The 17,610-nt window shown below is 70.2% G+C and carries 8 protein-coding genes; 4 read left to right on the forward strand and 4 right to left on the reverse strand.

Annotated elements, in window-relative coordinates:
- Positions 1-154 precede the first annotated feature (154 nt).
- The 3 genes from LR269_RS15395 to LR269_RS15405 all read right to left on the reverse strand — a co-directional run bounded on the left by LR269_RS15395 (position 155) and on the right by LR269_RS15405 (position 3,675).
- Positions 155-1,267 (reverse strand): BMP family protein, encoded by a 1,113-nt coding sequence (locus tag LR269_RS15395; RefSeq protein WP_231431634.1) that lies wholly within the window; start codon positions 1,265-1,267, stop codon positions 155-157.
- Between the two features lie 184 nt (positions 1,268-1,451).
- On the reverse strand, positions 1,452-2,522 hold the full coding sequence (locus tag LR269_RS15400) for a BMP family protein (RefSeq protein ID WP_231431635.1): 1,071 nt from the start codon (positions 2,520-2,522) through the stop codon (positions 1,452-1,454).
- Between the two features lie 34 nt (positions 2,523-2,556).
- Entirely contained in the window at positions 2,557-3,675 is a 1,119-nt protein-coding gene (locus tag LR269_RS15405; RefSeq protein ID WP_231431636.1) for a mannose-1-phosphate guanylyltransferase, read from the reverse strand.
- A 169-nt stretch (positions 3,676-3,844) separates the two neighbouring features.
- On the opposite strand from LR269_RS15405, the gene sdhC reads away from it, so the two are divergent.
- Genes sdhC through LR269_RS15425 form a run of 4 tightly spaced genes read left to right on the forward strand, consistent with a single transcriptional unit; the run spans position 3,845 to position 7,317 of the window.
- Positions 3,845-4,267, forward strand: a complete 423-nt coding sequence (gene sdhC / locus LR269_RS15410; protein ID WP_231431637.1) for a succinate dehydrogenase, cytochrome b556 subunit — start codon at positions 3,845-3,847, stop codon at positions 4,265-4,267.
- Positions 4,268-4,278: 11 nt separating this feature from the next.
- A complete protein-coding gene (locus tag LR269_RS15415; protein ID WP_231431638.1) occupies positions 4,279-4,728 on the forward strand; it encodes a succinate dehydrogenase hydrophobic membrane anchor subunit in 450 nt (149 codons plus the stop codon).
- A 7-nt stretch (positions 4,729-4,735) separates the two neighbouring features.
- A complete protein-coding gene (gene sdhA, locus LR269_RS15420; RefSeq protein WP_231431639.1) occupies positions 4,736-6,544 on the forward strand; it encodes a succinate dehydrogenase flavoprotein subunit in 1,809 nt (602 codons plus the stop codon).
- A gap of 2 nt (positions 6,545-6,546) precedes the next feature.
- Positions 6,547-7,317 (forward strand): succinate dehydrogenase iron-sulfur subunit, encoded by a 771-nt coding sequence (locus tag LR269_RS15425; protein ID WP_231431640.1) that lies wholly within the window; start codon positions 6,547-6,549, stop codon positions 7,315-7,317.
- A 145-nt stretch (positions 7,318-7,462) separates the two neighbouring features.
- On the opposite strand, the gene LR269_RS15430 is transcribed toward LR269_RS15425, so the two are convergent.
- Positions 7,463-17,467, reverse strand: coding sequence for a DUF11 domain-containing protein (locus LR269_RS15430; RefSeq protein WP_231431641.1), 10,005 nt, complete (start codon positions 17,465-17,467; stop codon positions 7,463-7,465).
- Positions 17,468-17,610: the final 143 nt, after the last annotated feature.

Here is a 17,610-nt window from a genome sequence, read left to right on the forward strand (position 1 = left end):
GTGAGCGCGCTGCATCTGCAGCAGATGCTGCGCGGATGTCGGCGGCCCGGATCGCGGGCCGCTCAGATGTTGCGGCCGGCGCGAAAGCGCGCGACCGGTGGAACGCAGATCGGGGAGGCCGGCGAACCGGCCTCCCCGATCAGGCGGTCACGAGCTACTCCTGCGCCGAGAGGTACGACTCGACGGGAACGTCACCCGAGATGATGGCGGCCTTCAGGTCGTCGAGCTCGCCCTGGAGCTCGGGCGAGACCTTCGACTCGAAGTCGTGGAACGGCGCGATGCCGACGCCCTCGTTCTCGAGCGTGCCGACGTACGGGGCCGGGTCGAATTCGCCGGTGCCGGCGGCGAGCACCGAGTCGTAGGTCGCCACGTCGATGCCCTTGAGGATCGAGGTGAGGATCAGGTCGGCGACCGAGGGGTCGGTCTGCGTGAGGTCGGCGTCGACGCCGAGCATCGCGATGTCACGGCCCGAGTCGCGCACGGCGGCCGCGCCCGACTGGTAGATCGGGCCGCCGACGGGCAGCAGCACGTCGATGTTCTGGTCGATGAGCGCCTGCGCGGTCTGGCGGGCCTGGTCGTTCGCCTCGAAGCCGCCGGTGAAGGAGCCGTCCTGCTTGGCGCGGTCCCAGCCGACGACCTTGACGTCGGTGCCCTTCTCGCCGTTGTAGTAGTCGACGCCCTGGGCGAAGCCGTCCATGAAGATCGACACGGTCGGGAAGTTCATGCCGCCGTAGGTGCCGACGACGCCGGTCTCCGAGAAGTCGGCGCCCGCGTAGCCCGCGAGGAACGCGGCCTGGGCGGTGTCGAAGAGGATCGGCTTGATGTTCTCCGAGTCGACGGTGCCGTCGAAGTCGTTGTCGGCCGCGTCGTCGATGATGATGTATTCGATGTCGGGGTTCGCCAGTGCCGACTCGACCGTGGCGGCCGAGAGCGCGAAGCCGACGGTCACGATGACGGAGCAGCCCTGGTCGACGAGGCTCGAGAGGTTCGGGGCGTACTCGGTCTCGTCCTTCGACTCGACCGTGATCGCCTCGACGCCGAGCTCGTCGGCGGCCTTCGTGATGCCCTCGAATCCGAGCTGGTTGAAGGACTTGTCGTCGAAACCGCCCGCGTCGGAGACCATGCACGGCTGGAAGCCGTCGATCGCCTGCGCAGTCGGTTCGGCAGTCTCCTCCGAGGGCGCGGATGCGCAGCCCGCGAGCAGCAGTGCGCTGCTGCCGAGCAGCGCGAGACCGCCGAGCGCGGCCTTCTTGGTCGTGACCTTCACTGTGTCCTCCAAAGACGCAAGACCCCGACCTTCGCGGGGGCTGATCGATGTCACGTTACCCAATGTTTCGTCGAGCGCGATCGTTCCCGGGGCGCGCGATCGTCAATGGTTATGAATACGCGACATTCTGCTCATATGAGCAAGTGATCTGCCCCGCGAACGGGGGTGAAGCGGTACCCGGGGGTCAGGACCGCTGCGGAGCGCTCGGGGAGTCGACCACCAGGTCGCCCGAGATGATCTCCTGGCGCAACCCCTCGATCTCGGCGTCGAGCTCCTCCGACACGAGGGGCGCGAGGTCGTGGTACGGGGCGATCTCTACCCCGCCGTTGGCGAGGCTGCCGATGTACGGGTCGTTCGTGAACTCGTCGCCGACGACGTCGCCGACGATCTCGACCATCGCGTCCTGGGTGTTCTTCAGCACGCTCGTGAGGATCACGGGTCGGTACTCGGCGGAGAGCGTCTCGTAGCCGTCGCTGTCGACCCAGATCACCGAGACCCCGTCGTGCTCGAGCGCCGCCGCCGCCGACCCCTCGCCGACCTGTCCGGCCACCGGCAGGATCACGTCGGCGCCCTGGTCGATGAAGCCCTGCGTGAGCGTCTTGCCCTTGTTGACGTCTTCGAAGTCGCCCGTGAACGCGCCGTCCTGCTTCGCCTTGTCCCAGCCGAGCGCCCGCACCTTCGTGCCGTGCACCTCGTTGTACTTCGCGACGCCGTCGACGAAGCCGTCCATGAAGAGCGTGACGGGCGGCTGGTTGCCGCCGCCGAACGTCGCGACGACGCCCGTCTTCGAGACGCCTGCCGCGAGGTAGCCGGCCAGGAACGACGCCTGCGCGGTGTCGAAGACGACGGGCTTGATGTTCTCGCCCTCGACCGTCTCGTCGACGATCACGAAGTCGAGGTCGGGATTCTTGGACGCCTGGTCGGTCGTGGGCTCGGCGAGCTCCCAGCCGACGGTGACGATCAGCTCGCAGTCCGAGTCGACCGCCTGGGCGACGTTCGGCGCGAGATCGGTCTCGCCGGTCGAGACGATCGCCTCGGCCTCGATGCCGTACTCCGCTTCTGCGGCCTGCAGGCCCTCCCAGCTCGACTGGTTGAACGAACGGTCCTCGAGCCCTCCCGAGTTCGTCACCATCCGCGCGCAGACGTCGCTCGCCGCGTCGGTGGGGCCGGTCTCGGGCGCGGTCGCGCACGAGACGAGGGCGAGGGATGCCACGGCCAGCGTGACGACGACGATGCTGCGCTGTGTCCGAGGCATCCTGAACCCTGTCTCTCCGTCGAATGTCGTTCGGTCAGAGCACGTCGCTCGAGCCGCCGAGCCGCAGGGCGTCGACGACCGCCTTCACGCGCTGCGCGTGCTCGCTCGTGGTGACCAGCAGCGCGTCGGGAGTGTCGACCACGACGATATCGCGAACGCCGATGAGACTGATCACCCGCTTCGAACGGCTCACGACGATGCCGCTCGAGGCGTCCGCGAGGACCCGGGCGTGCTCGCCGAGGATGGCGAGCTCGCCCGACCGCCCTGCCGTGTTGAGCTTCGCGAGCGAGGCGAAGTCGCCGACGTCGTCCCACTGGAAGTGCCCGCGGATGACGGCGAGCCGGCCCGCGGCGGCCGCCGGCTCGGCGACGGAGTAGTCGATCGCGATCTTCTCGAGCTTCGGCCAGATCCGATCGACCGCCGGGCCTCGGGTGGCGGGGTCGTCCCACGCCTCCGCGAGTTCGAGGAGTCCGGCGTGCAGCTCGGGCTTGTTGCGCGCGATCTCGGCGAGCAGCTGGTCGGCGCGCGCGATGAACATGCCCGCGTTCCAGAGGTGGCGGCCGCCCGAGAGGTAGCGCTTCGCGGTCGCGAGGTCGGGCTTCTCGACGAAGCTCGACACCGCCTCGGCGTGCTCGGTGCCCGGGATGTCGAGCGGGTCGCCGCACTCGATGTAGCCGAAGCCGACCGCCGGCTCGGTCGGCGTGATGCCGATCGTGGCGATGTACCCGGCCTTCGCCGCGGCGACGGCCTCGGTGACCGCGGCCTGGAAGAGCGCGTCGCCCGAGATGACGTGGTCGGCGGCGAAGGAGCCGATGACGACCCCGGGCTCGCGGCGCTCGAGGATCGCCGCGGCGAGCCCGATCGCGGCCGTCGAGTCGCGCGGCTCGGATTCGAGCACGATGTTCGCGTCGGCGAGGTCGGGCAGTTGCTCTTCGACGGCGCCGCGATGCGCGCGGCCCGTGACGATCATGATGCGCTGGTCGCCCGAGAGCGGGGCCAGGCGGTCCCACGTGTCCTTGAGGAGCGTCTGCCCCGAGCCGGTGAGGTCGTGCAGGAACTTCGGCGCGTCGGCGCGCGAGAGCGGCCACAGCCTGGATCCCACGCCCCCGGCCGGGATGATCGTGTAGAAGCCCTCGAGCGGTTCGGGAGTCATCCGCTCAGGATAGCCGTGCACCCGGCCGGCGCCGATTCGCCGCGGCGGCGAGCGGCTAAGGGTGCCCTCACCTGCATGGCGAGCGAGCCGGGTCTAGACTCGGAGCGGGCCGTCGTGCCCCTGCGTCCGCATGTCCGGACGAGATTCACACAGCCAGGGAGGGTTGTTCATGCCAGAGACCTCGGCAGGAACCCTGACCGCACCCGACAAGCCGGCGAAGCAGAAGCCGGGCGGCACGCTCTATCGCGGCCACGAGGGTATGTGGTCATGGGTGCTGCACCGCATCACAGGTGTCGCCATCTTCTTCTTCCTCCTCGTGCACATCCTCGACACGGCACTCGTGCGGGTGAGCCCCGAGGCCTACAACACGGTCATCGGCGCGTACCAGACGCCGATCATGGGGCTCGGCGAGGTCGCCCTCGTCGGTGCGATCGTGTTCCACGCCTACAACGGGCTGCGCATCATCCTGGTCGACTTCTGGGCCTGGGCAACGCGCCACCAGAAGGTGCTGTTCTGGGTCGTCGTCGCCCTCTGGGCCGTCACGATGCTGGCCTTCACGCCCCGCCACCTGATGAACGTGTTCGGACACTGAGGGGAAGCGACATGACTGCGACCATCGAAGCTCCTCGCACCCCGGCGCGACCGGCCCGCAAGGGCGGCGCGAACCTCGAGAAGTGGGGCTGGATCTACATGCGCGCCTCGGGCGTGCTGCTGCTCGTGCTCATCTTCGGGCACCTCTTCACGAACCTCATGCTCGGCGACGGCATCCACGCCATCGACTTCGGCTTCGTCGGCGGCAAGTGGGCCGACCCCTTCTGGCAGTGGTGGGACGTGCTGATGCTCTGGCTCGCGCTCATCCACGGCGCCAACGGCATGCGCACCCTCGTGAACGACTACACGAACCCCGGCACGGTGCAGAAGCTCCTGAAGGGCGCGCTGTTCGCCGCGGCCGCAGTGCTGATCGTGCTCGGCACGCTCGTGGTGTTCACCTTCGACCCGTGCCCCGCCGGCGCCCCGGCGGACCTCCTCCCCAGTTTCTGCGCCGCGCTCTAGGAGACCCGTGACCAGCGAAACCCACGCCGAGACCCAGGTCATCGACGGCGTCCACTACCACCAGTACGACATCGTGATCGTCGGCGCCGGCGGCGCCGGCATGCGAGCCGCGATCGAGGCCGGCCCCGGCGCGAAGACGGCCGTCATCTCGAAGCTGTACCCGACGCGCTCGCACACGGGCGCGGCGCAGGGCGGCATGGCCGCAGCGCTCGCGAACGTCGAAGAGGACTCGTGGGAGTGGCACACCTTCGACACCGTCAAGGGCGGCGACTACCTCGTCGACCAGGACGCGGCCGAGATCCTCGCGAAAGAGGCGATCGACGCGGTCATCGACCTCGAGAACATGGGCCTGCCGTTCAACCGCACGCCCGAGGGCAAGATCGACCAGCGGCGCTTCGGCGGCCACACCCGCGACCACGGCAAGGCGCCGGTGCGCCGCGCCTGCTATGCGGCCGACCGCACCGGTCACATGATCCTGCAGACGCTGTTCCAGAACTGCGTCAAGCTCGGCATCGAGTTCTACAACGAGTACTACGCCCTCGACGTCGTGATGACCGAGGTCGACGGCGTCGCCCAGCCGTCGGGCGTCGTCGCCTACGAGCTCGCGACCGGCGAACTGCACGTCTTCCAGGCGAAGGCGATCATCTTCGCCACCGGCGGCTTCGGGAAGATCTTCAAGACGACGTCGAACGCGCACACCCTCACGGGCGACGGCGTCGGCATCATCTGGCGCAAGGGCCTGCCGCTCGAGGACATGGAGTTCTTCCAGTTCCACCCGACCGGGCTCGCCGGGCTCGGCATCCTCCTCACCGAGGGCGCCCGCGGCGAGGGCGCGATCCTGCGCAACGCGAGCGGCGAGCGCTTCATGGAGCGCTACGCCCCCACCATCAAGGACCTGGCGCCCCGCGACATCGTCGCGCGCTGCATGGTGCAGGAGGTCGCTGAGGGTCGCGGCGCCGGACCGCACAAGGACTACGTGCTGCTCGACTGCACCCACCTGGGCGCCGAGGTGCTCGAGACGAAGCTGCCAGACATCACCGAGTTCGCCCGCACCTATCTCGGTGTCGACCCGGTGTACGAGCCGGTGCCCGTCATGCCGACCGCGCACTACGCGATGGGCGGCATCCCGACCAACAACAACGCCGAGGTGCTGCGCGACAACACCACGGTCGTGCCGGGCCTGTACGCCGCCGGCGAGTGCGCGTGCGTCTCGGTGCACGGCTCGAACCGACTCGGCACGAACTCGCTGCTCGACATCAACGTCTTCGGCAAGCGCGCCGGTCGCAACGCGGTCGAGTACGTGAACTCGGGCGTCGACTTCCTGCCGCTGCCGGATGATCCCGCTGCCGCCGTCCGCGACATGCTCGTGGGCCTCCGCGACTCGACGGGCACCGAGCGGATCGCCGCGATCCGCAAGGAGCTGCAGGACGAGATGGACCGCAACGCCCAGGTGTTCCGCACCGACGAGTCACTCGCCCACGCGGCCGGTGTCATCGCGGGTCTCCGCGAGCGCTACAAGAACGTCGCGGTGCAGGACAAGGGCAAGCGGTTCAACACCGACCTGCTCGAGGCCGTCGAGCTCGGGTTCCTGCTCGACCTCGCCGAGGTCGTCGTCACGAGCGCCCGCAACCGCGAGGAGAGCCGTGGCGGTCACATGCGCGACGACTTCCCGAACCGCGACGACGAGAAGTTCATGCAGCACACGATGGCCTACCTGTCGGGCGACGCGCACTCGTCCGACGCGAGCGACCACATCCGGCTCGACTGGAAGCCGGTCGTCATCACGCGCTACCAGCCGATGGAGAGGAAGTACTGATCGTGAGCACCGCCACGCTCGAAGCACAGCAGCCCGGCGCATCGGCGTCCGACGCGATCCAGTCGTTCACCGTCACCTTCCTCATCCGCCGCTTCGACCCCGACGTCGACACCGAGCCGCGCTGGCAGGACTTCGACGTCGAGATGTACGCGACCGACCGCGTGCTCGACGCGCTGCACAAGATCAAGTGGGAGCAGGACGGCTCGCTGACCTTCCGCCGTTCGTGCGCCCACGGCATCTGCGGGTCCGACGCGATGCGCATCAACGGCCGCAACCGGCTCGCGTGCAAGACCCTCATCAAGGACCTCGACATCTCGAAGCCCATCTACGTCGAGGCGATCAAGGGCCTGCCACTCGAGAAGGACCTCATCGTCGACATGGAGCCGTTCTTCGCGAGCTACCGCGAGGTGCAGCCGTTCCTCGTGGCGACCTCGACGCCCGAGGCGGGCAAGGAGCGCGTGCAGTCGGTCGCCCAGCGTGCGATCTTCGACGACACCACGAAGTGCATCCTGTGCGCCGCGTGCACCTCGTCGTGCCCCGTGTTCTGGACCGACGGCCAGTACTTCGGTCCGGCCGCGATCGTGAACGCGCACCGCTTCATCTTCGACTCGCGCGACGACAACGCGCAGACCCGCCTCGACATCCTCAACGACAAGGAGGGAGTCTGGCGCTGCCGCACGACCTTCAACTGCACCGAGGCGTGCCCCCGCGGCATCGAGGTCACGAAGGCCATCGCCGAGGTGAAGCAGGCCGTCATGCGCGGAAAGCCGTAACCTCGCAGCACCTCGAACGGGGCCGGTCGCCGATGGCGACCGGCCCCGTTCGCGTCGACGCACCCGCTGCGCCGACCTCCGACCTGTCGGGTCGCCGCCGCCCGAGCTGGGGGGCTTCGGGCGGCGGCGGCCGTTCCGTCGGGCGCTACTCGGTGCGCCGCTCCCCCGGCCGGCGGCGACGGACGATCGTCACCGCGACCAGCAGCGCGCCGGTCAGCAGCAGCCCGGCAGCTCCCCACAGGAAGGGGCTCCCCGCGAACCCGGTCGACGCGATGCCCGGGGTCGGGTTCGGGGTCGGCGACGGGTCCGTCACGACGGTGACCGTGACGGTCGAGTCGTCGCACAGCACGGGAAGCTCGGGATCGACCGCCGAGGTCGGGGCGACACCGTCTCCGCCCGTCGCGTCGTCCTCGGCCTCCGGTCCGACCGGTGCATCGTCGGGGTCGTTCCAGCAGACCTCGCCGGTGTTGTCGACGCGACCGACGCTCGACTCGGGATCGAGCACCACGGAGAGCACGACGTCCGGGGCATCCGGCTCGGTTCCTCCGATCATGCCGGTGAGCACGCAGTGCAGCGTGCCGCCGTAGCCGTCGGCATCCGCGTCGTTCACCGCGCAGTCGTCCCAGCGCGGGAACGCGGGCGCCTCGTCGGTCGTGATGGCCGTGACCTTCAGGTCGGACGGGATCTCGTCGAAGAGCTCCATGTTCTCGATCGCGCCGAGGCCCGAGTTGGTCACCGAGAGGGTGTAGTCGAACGCGCCGCCCGGCTTCACCTCGTCGACGCTCGCCGTCTTCACGATCTCGACCGACGGATCGCGCACGACCTCGCACGCGGGCGTCGCCTGCGGGTAGACCGCGAGGATCGACTCGCTCGGGTTGACCGAGAAGGTGATCGTCATCGGGTTCACCTGGTCCGCGAACGCGTAGCTCTCGAGCTTCGAGTCCTTGACCATGTTCTCCCACGCGGCGACGATGCCGTTCTCGCCGACGACGTCGCCCTCCTCCACGAGGCGCCACCCGGGCCACCCGATCGAGATGCCGTCGTCGTCCACGACGCCGTACGGCCAGAGCAGGCGCCCCGCGCGCTCGCTCCACGGGATCTCGGTGACGATCGGCTCGGCGTCGGGGTAGACGCTCGGATCGGGCGTCCAGGTCACCGTGATCGGACCGGGCTCGACGTCGTCGGAGATCGCGACGTCGTAGTAGAGGTACGGCACGTCGTTGACGCAGCGGGTGTAAGCCGCCGAGTCGATCGCCTTGGTCGGCACGTCGACGTCGTCGCAGTCGTTCTCGGGCACCATGTCGGGGATGACCCCGTCCTCGGCCACGGGCATGACCCGGGTGAGCTCGGGCTCCTGGCCTGCGACGATCGCCACGCACGCCTCGTTGTGGATGTCTCCGAGGTCGACGGTCGGCAGCTCGGGTGCCGGGTCGTCGGGTCCGACCGGCGGAACCGGCGGCAGCGGCGCGGGCACGGCCACCTGCACCGGGATGGTGATCGTCGTCACCGCACCGGCCGGGTACGTCCCCGTATAGGTCGCCGCGAACGCGTTCTCGGTGACGCCCGAGGTCTGCGCCCACGTTCCCGGCTGCGCCGGCGAATCGGCGGCTTCGAAGGTCGCCGCTCCGGTGACGATCAGGTCGTCGGGCAGCACGTCGCCGACCTCGAGCCCCGGCGCGTCGAGCGTGCCGTGGTTCGTCACGGTCAGGGTGTACTCGAAGGCGTCGCCGGCCTGGACGGCCGTCGTCCCCTCGGGCAGCAGGACGTCCTTCCCGATGCCGACGTCGAGCGAGTCGGCGACGTTGTTCAGGGTGCACGCCGTGGTGCCGCCGGTCGCCACCAGCGCGTGCGTGACCGCGGCGTCGCCGCAGAGCCAGGCATCGGGGTGGTAGTAGGCGGCGAAGGGGTTGCCCGCATGCGTGGCGGCCAGCTGCTCGGCGAGCAGGTACGAACCGGTCGGCACGACGAGCTCGACGCCGCCGCCGTTCAGGAACTGCGCGAGGAGCGATCCGGAGTCGCCGCTGAGGTTCCAGTCGGCGGCGACGAGCAGCTCGGAGGGATCGATCCCGAGGTCGAGGAGCGCCGAGTTGTCGACGGTCTTCGACAGCTTCAGCTTGCCGACCGGAATCTCCGTGCAGCCTTCGAGCTCGGTGACGAGCATGCCGTTCCGCAGCTCGGCGGTGTTCAGGAACCCGCCGCCGGTCTCGCTCGCCTCGCACGTCGCGAGGTCGATCGAGGTGATCGACGCGACGTTCGCGCGCACCGTGACGGTCCACACGTGCGTGTCGCCCGCGGTGATCGGCTGCGCGGTCGCGAGGGTCGTGGCGTCCTGCCCGTTCCACCCCGCCACCTCATCGCCGTCGGGATCCTCGGCGGTCGCCGACTCGATGGTCACGCCGTCGGGGAAGGCGAGCGCGTCGTCGAGGTCGTAGACGAGATCGTGATCGCCGACCGTGCCGACGGTGATGTCGTAGGTCACCTCCCAGTCGCCGAGTCCGAGGCTCGTCGCCGGGTGCGCGACCTTCGTCGCCGTGGTGCGGCCGGGCTCGTCGCAGGCGTCGGCACCCGACGGCACCCCGGCCACGGTGAGCACGGCGGTGTTCGCGAAGCCCCCCTGCTCGCCCGGCACGCAGCTCGTCGATCCCTCGACCTCCTCGGTCGCCGGGTCGTCCCACACCGCATCGGCGGCGACGGTCGCCTGCACGGTCACGACGTACTCGTGGCTCCCCGCCGAGGCGGGCAGGACCACGTCGTTCGCGAGCTCCTCGACGGGCTCGCCGGCCGGGTCCTCCCATTCGCCCTCGGCACCGTCCGGTCCGGTCCACACGGCCTCATCGATGTCGATGCCATCGCCGAACCCGGCGAGCGAGTCGACCAGGTCGTACGTGACAGCCGACACGTGGCTCTCGTTGAACACCGTGACCCGGTACTCGATGCTCCAGGTGCCGTCGTCGAGTTGTTCGACGCCGATGACCTGCTTGTCGAGGGAGTACTCCGCGGGCTGCGCCGTGTTCACGATCGTGCAGGTGACGTCGTCGCCCGGTTCGAGGTTCACGGTGTCGTCGTCGAGGACGCCCGGCGCGTCGCAGCTCCATGCGCCGGCGTCGAACTCGTCGGCGCCGTCGAAGTCGCTCGCGAGCTCGCCCAGCACGTAGTCGACGTTCGCCTCGACCTCACCGGTGGCGGTGCCCGCGCCGGCGACGATCGCGGACTCGCCCTCCTCGGTGGCGGAGACCGTCCACAGCGTCGGCGGGAACTCCGCCTCGACCGAATCGGGCGCGACGTCCTTCACGAGCGTGAGGGTGGGTGCGATGTCGGTGTTCTCGATCACGCAGTCGACGGTGGCGCCGAGCTCGTCGACGGTCAGCTGCGCCGTCGCCGCGCCGTCGTCGGAGACGAGCGTGAACGCGTCATCGCCCTGCTCCGAGCTGCAGCTCCACGTGGCAGAGACCTCGTAGTCGACGCCGTCCTCCCAGGCGGGCGACACCTCGCCGAGCGTGTACGCGACGTCGAGGTCGACCGCCCCGCTCGCCGTGGCCGGGCCGCCGAATCCGTCGTCCGGGCCGGTCGCCGAGACCGTCCAGTCGGACGCGACCGCGTCGCCGCCGTGGGCGTTCACCACGTGCTTCTCGAGGTTCACCGTCTGCACGCACTCGACTTCGTTCGTGACGAGGAACGTCGACACCGAGGCATCCAGCCGGTGTTCGCCCGTGCCGTTCGAGACCGCGTCGACGATCTCGCACCCGATCGGGACGACCACGTCGGTCTCGCCGATCGCGACCTCGTCGCCGATCGCATACGGACCGCTCTCGGCACCCCAGTCGACGTCGGAGCCGTCGAGCTGACCCTGAGCGCCGAACCCTGCGGGCAGGTCGTCGCCGTCCCAGGCGATCGGATCGCCGCCGTCGATGACCCAGGCCTTGTCGACGATGACGACGACGGGAACGTCGACGCAGCCGTCATCGCTCCACTCGCCGCCCGAGGTGACGACCGCCCGGTTGAGGAGGCCCTGGCCGTCGTCGCCGCCGCAGCGGAGCGCCGGACCCTCGGCGTCGGCGTCGACCGTGAACGAGACGGTCACCGTGTAGGTGTGCATCGCTCCCCCGGCGAGCGCCTGGTCCAGGGCGATCACGTCGGTGGCCGGGTCGGCTCCGTTCCAGTCGGGGTCGACCGTGACGTCGGTGCTCTCGACCGAGCGGTCGGTGATCGTGACGCCGCCGGCGAGGTCGGGGGTGTCGGCGAGATCGTAGACGAGCCCCTGCGTAGCGCTCGAGTTCGTCACCGTGAGCTCGTACGACACCTCCCAGTGGTCTCCCGACTTCACGGCCTCGCTGCCGATCGGGGTCTTCGCGATCACCGGCCGGGCCGGCACGGCGCAGCCGTCGTCCGACTGCGGCACGCCGCCCGACGTGAGCGTCGCCCGGTTGAGGAAGCCGACGTTCGGCGACTCCTCGGTCGGCGCGCAGGTCGTGGTCGTCGGGTCGGCGAACGCCGCCTCGTCCGCCTTCGCCGTGACCGTCACCGTGTAGGTGTGGGTGGCCCCCTCGGCGATCGGCTTCGGCGTCGGGCCGACGATCGTCGCGGTGTCGCCGGTCTGCGGGTCGGCGCCCCAGGTGCCGTCGTCGCCCCCGCCCGACCACGTGGCCGACTCGATGTCGATCGCGCCGCCGACGTGCAGCGTGTCGTCGAGCGTGTAGGTCGACACGTAGTCGGGGTTGCCGGTCACCGTGATCTCGTAGACCGCGGTCCACGTGCCGTCTCCGGCCTGCGTCACCGTCGGGTCCGACTTCGCGATCGTCGGGCGACCGCCCTCCCGCACGGGCGTGCAGTCCCAGTCGGAGTCGGTGATCGCCCCGCTCGTGACCGTCGCCGTGTTCAGGAAGCCCCTGCCCGGTGTGCCGTTCTCGGTGCACTGCCGGTCGTCGGCCGTCACCGCGCCGGCCGGCGCGTCGACGTTGAACACGAGGGTGTAGACCGCCAGGTCGCCGCCGAGGATCGGGGCGTCCGTCGCGAGGGTGATCGCACCGCCCGCGTACGGCTGTGCGGGACCGCCGTTGATGCTCACGGTGTTGAAGGCGACGCCGCCCGGGTAGGCGGGCGTGTCGGCCAGCGAGTAGTGGGCGGGCTTGGCGCCCGGGGCCGAATTGTCGACCGTGACGGTGTAGCTCACGTTCCACGAGGCATCCGGCTGCTGCGCCGCCGTCGCCCCCGTCTTCTCGACCGTCGGCGCGCTCGGCGCGTCGCAGGCGGTGTCGGTGAGGATCGCCCCACCGGCGGTCAGCGTCGCGAGGTTGTTGAACGCGCCGTTCGCGCCATCCTGCGGGCAGAGCGCCTGCGCGTCCGTCAGCGCAGGCCCGTCGAGCGCGATGCCCGTCACGGTGATCCGGTACGTGTGCTTCGGATCGGGGTCGCCCGCCGCGAGGTAGACGTCGCTCGCGATCGCGCCCGATCCGGCCCACGCGCTCGGGAACGGAGAGCCGTCCTTCGTGATGGCGTAGGAGGCCGCCGAGAGGTCGACGCCCGCGCCGAACCTCAGCGCGTCGGCGAGCGAGTAGGTGCCGCCGGCCGCGCCGGTGTTCGTCACGACCAGGTCGTAGGCGATGCTCCAGAGGCCGTCGGAGTGCTGGGCCACCGAGCCGGCGGCGACCTGCTTGTCGATCGCCATGGTCGGCGGCGTGAGGGTCACGCACCCCGTGACACCGTCGGTCTGGTTGCCGGACTCGAGCGTGGCGGTGTTGTCGAGGCCGCCGTCGCCCGGGCAGCGGAAGCCCGCCTGGTCGGCGCCGATCTCCACGACGACCTGCACCTCGTAGACGTGCTCGTCGAGGCCGGCCGTGCCCGGCAGCGTCACGTCGTCGGCGAGCAGGGTGTTCGGCGCGAAGCCCGTCCACGAGGCCACGGTCGGCACGGGCTGTGCGACCACCGTCGCGGGACCCGTCGGGACCGCGCCGGCCGGCAGGTCGAGCTCGTCGACGAGGTCGTAGACGACGCTCGTCGTGGCCGACGGGTTCGTGACGGTGATGGTGTACGGCAGGGTCCACGTCCCGTCGCCGTTGTCGACCGCCGTGCCGCCGGTCTTGGCGATCGTCGGCTTCACCGGCAGGGCGCAGTCGGATGCCTCGTACGGGGTCTGTCCGACGTACATCGTCGCCGTGTTGAGGAAGCCGACGGTGCCCGGCTCGAGCTCATCGCACGCCGGAGCGGTCGTGCCGTCGAAGTCGGCGCCGTCGTCGACGGTCGCGTTCACGGTCACCCGCCAGGTGTGCGAGGTGCCCGCGGCGAGCGCGGGCTCGCCGTCGAACGGCTGGATCTGGTCGAACGCGACCGTCCACGGCTGGCTCGACCCGGCCGGCAGCGGCAGCACGCGCTGGTAGCTGGCACTGTTCACCGTGACGTCGGAGCCGAAGTGCAGCTCGTCGGAGAGGATGTAGCCGAGCGGCTGGAAGGCGCTCGGGTTCGTCACCACGACGTCGTAGGTGACGGTCCAGCTGCCGTCGGCGTTCGGCACGGGCACCGCCGCCGTCTTCGTGATCGACGGGGTGATCGGCTTCAGCGTGTTCGTGACCGTGCACGACACCTCGTCGCCGGCGCCGAGGGCGGGCACGGCCGCACCGGGAACGCCCGGCCCGTCGTTCAGCGAACAGCTCCAGACGCCGGCGGCGAACTGGTCGGCGTCCGCGAGGTCGGTGGTCTCGGCGAGTTCGAGCGCGACGCCCGCCGGCACGGTGACCGGGCCACCCGTGCCACCCGGGCCCTGGGCCACGACCTGGTGGTCGTCGGAACGGCTCGCGCTGAGCGTCCAGCCGTCCGCGGGCGCGACATCACCGGTCACGATCTTCGTGAGTTCGAGCGTCGGGGCGATCGGGTCGTTGTGCACGACGCACGTGCCCTGCCCGAGGGCCGCCACCGTGATCTCGTTCGTCTCGACGAACTGGCCGTTCGGCGTCGTGCGGCACATGATCGACGTCTGCTCCCAGCCGTCGGGGCCGCCGGTCTCGGAGATCGTGTAGGTCTGGCCGGGGCGCACGAAGACCGTGTCGCCCGAGGTCGCCTCGACTGGGTCCAGGCCGGCGGGCGCCGGCGCCTCGGGCGTCGCGACCAGGGTCCAGTCGGCGGGGTCGGCGTCGATGTCGAGATCGTTGACGACGTTCTTGACGAGCGTCAGCGACGCCGTCTGGTTGACCGCGGTGCACCTGACCCGGAAGCCGAGGGGCACGGTGACGCCGCCGTTGATCCCGTCGGCGAACCCGGGGATCGTGGTTCCCTCCTCGTCGACCTGCACGCAGTTCCAGCTGCCGGTCGCGGGCGGGGTCGGGATGCCGCCCGGAAGGATCGTCTGGACGTACCGCGGATCGCCGTCCTCGGTGAGGGGATAGCGCACCGCCGGGGTGACCGGTGCGGTCGCACCGCTCGTGCCGTTCGGGCCGGCGAGCGCGCCGACGGGGGCGACGGCGTCGAGCGTCCAGTCGGCCGGCTGCGCGTCGCCGTTCGCGACGCTCTTCACGAGCGTGAGCTCCGCGGTGCAGGTGACGACGTTCGTGAGCGTGAACGTGTTGCCGCCGGATTCGAGGGTCGGCGAGTACGGCAGCGTCTCGTCGACGACCTCACCGTTCGCGAGCGTGACCGTGCTCTTCGTCACGCGGCACAGGTCGCGGTCGCCGACGCCGGTCGTCTCGGAGATCGCGACTTCGTCGCCCGCGGTGTATCCCGTCTGCACGACCCCGAACGGCTTGTTCGCGCCGTCGAGCTTCAGCTGCGCGGTGAGTCCGGCGGGCTGGTTGCCGTTGGTGAAGGTCTGCCCGTTCACGATCCACGTCTTGTCGATCCGGACGTCGGCCTGCGGCTCGGGCGGGCGGTTCCAGACCGTGCAGGTGACGGCGACGGTCGGGCCGACGTCGATCGTGAAGCCGACCGCACCGTCGTTCACGACGGCGACCGGGTCACCCGACTCGACCTCGGTGCAGACCGCGTTCTTGCCGCCGGTCGTGACGAGCGAGTAGCCGGACTGCTGCGACTCGGTGACGGTCACCGACCCCGCCGACGACGCGTTGTCGAACTCGAGCGGGAAGTTGACCGCGCCGGTGCCGTCCTGCGTCGTGCCGCTCTGCGTCGCGGGCGTGATCTCGGGGTCGTTCGAGTCGACCGCGAACTCCCAGCCCGCTGTCGGGATCGCACCGGTCTTCTGCTCACCGGTCGTTCCCTCGTCGACCACCTGCTTGACGACGGAGACCGACCCTTCGCAGTCGCCGAGCGCGAGCTCGCGCAGGGTCTCGCCTGCCGCCTCGTAGTTCTCGGTCTGGAAGTAGTCGGAGCCCGCATCGGGGCCGGAGATCGCGACGAGGTTGTCGGGCGAGCCGTCGATGCCGTCGCCGACGCCGACCGCGACCATGCGGATACCGAGCGCCTTCACCGCGTTCGCGGAGAACACGCCGTTCTCGACCTCGCGGAAACGCGTGCGGTTGCCCGGCCCCTCGTCGTTCGAGTACACCGTCGGGTTGCCGTCGGTGAGGATGACGGCGAGGTCGTAGTCGATGCCGCTCGCGGCGACCTGGCTGATGCCGCGATCCCAGTTCGTCGCCTCGGTCGGGGTGCCGAAGTCGTCGATGTGCTCCTTGACGGTCTCGGCGCCGGCGGGCGTCGAGACGGGGGTCATCGACAGGTTCGATCCGGCCGAGGCCGGTGCGACGTTGTTGAACGTGTAGATGCCGATCTGCGAGGGGGTGCCGGTGAGCGCGTCCACGAAGTCCTTCGCGGCGTTCTTCAGCTGCGTCTCGTACGGTGCCACCGAGCCCGACAGGTCGATGATGAGGGCGACGTCGATGCCGCACTGCTGCGGAGCCACCGGGTTGACGCGGGAGTTCTGCCAGATGCCGCCCGACGCCTGGTTGTTGTCGTTGCCCGAGGCGATCATGAAATCGGCGCTCGAGGCGAGGTCGTCACCGCTGCCGACGGCGGGTGTGCGGAAGCGGTACGCCTGCGAGCCGGGCGTCGAACCGATGGCGAGCGTGTCGTTCGAGAACCAGCCGGCCGGAACGTCGTCCGGCGCGACGCGCTGCACGACCCAGTAGCGGCTGCCGTCGGGGGTCGGCACGGTGAAGGTGCAGACGCCCGAGGCGTTCGACGTGCAGGTCGACCACGGCTGGCCGATGAGCGCACCGGGGGTGCCTGCGCTGTCGGCCCGCAGTTCGAGCTGCACGCCGGCGAGTCCGGAGACGCTCGCGGGGCCGGTGCGGTCGCCGCCGACGCGGACCGCGATGGTGGCGGGCTCGACGAGCGTGAACGTGAACGTGCAGTCGGCCCAGCGGCCGTTGGAGTTGGGGAAGGTCACCGTGCGGTCATCGGCGTCGAAGCTCGGATCGGCACCCTGCTGGCTGCTGACGTCGCAGTCGAACCCGGTGAGCGAGTACCCGGCGGCGCCGCCGTCGGCGTACAGCGTGTACGTCGAGTTGCGCGGTACCGGGCGCTCCTCGTCGTCGTCGAAGTCGTAGTTGTCCTGCGCGGCGTTCGCGCGGATCGCGTGCAGCGTCCAGGCGTCCGCCGTCGCGGACCCGCCGACGACCTCGATGCGCATCGTCAGGTCCGAGCAGTTGCTCGTGCAGTCGGCCGTGTCCGCAGGGAACGCCGCGAGCGGCGCGATCGCGGCCGCCTGCTGCTGCCGGTCCGCCGGCGGGTCGGTGCCCGATGTCGCCTTCGGCTCGGAGCTCGGCGGGTCGCTCGCCTCGGGCGCCTCGACGTCGGGCGTCTCGGTGGCGGCGGGCGGCTCGTCACCGGACTGGGGCTCGGCCGGCGGCTGCTCGGTCGTCGGCTCGTCGGCGGGCGCCTCGCTCGGCGTCGCGGCCGAATCCGAGCCCGTCTCCCGGGCGTCCGCCCCCTCGCCTGAGCCGTCCCCCGCGCTCGGCTCCGATTCGGATGCGTCCGCCGCGAGCTGCTCGGGCGTCTGCGACGACGCCGTCGACGAGGCGTCCGACGCGTCGACGCCGCCGGCCGCGGCGAACGCCATCGTCGGCAGGCCGATCGCGAGCATGGCGCCCGCGGTGATCGCCGCGATCGTCGCGCGGACCGATCGGGACCGGCGCTCGGCGCGGCGGCGGCGCGCACGACGGCCGTCGGGATTCGAGGCTGAGCGGAACGGGTCGAACAAGCTGTCCATGGTCGTCGAACCTTCTGATCGGGTATGCCGCGGCATTCGGAGGTCGCGCAGTTGCGCTGAGTCAATCAGAGAATTCGGGGGACACAACAGGGTACAGCTGGCACCAAAACGGGGGACAGAACAGGTTTCGAATACGCGCTGAT

The organism is Agromyces sp. S2-1-8 (assembly GCF_021129215.1).
Taxonomy (GTDB): domain Bacteria; phylum Actinomycetota; class Actinomycetes; order Actinomycetales; family Microbacteriaceae; genus Agromyces; species Agromyces chromiiresistens.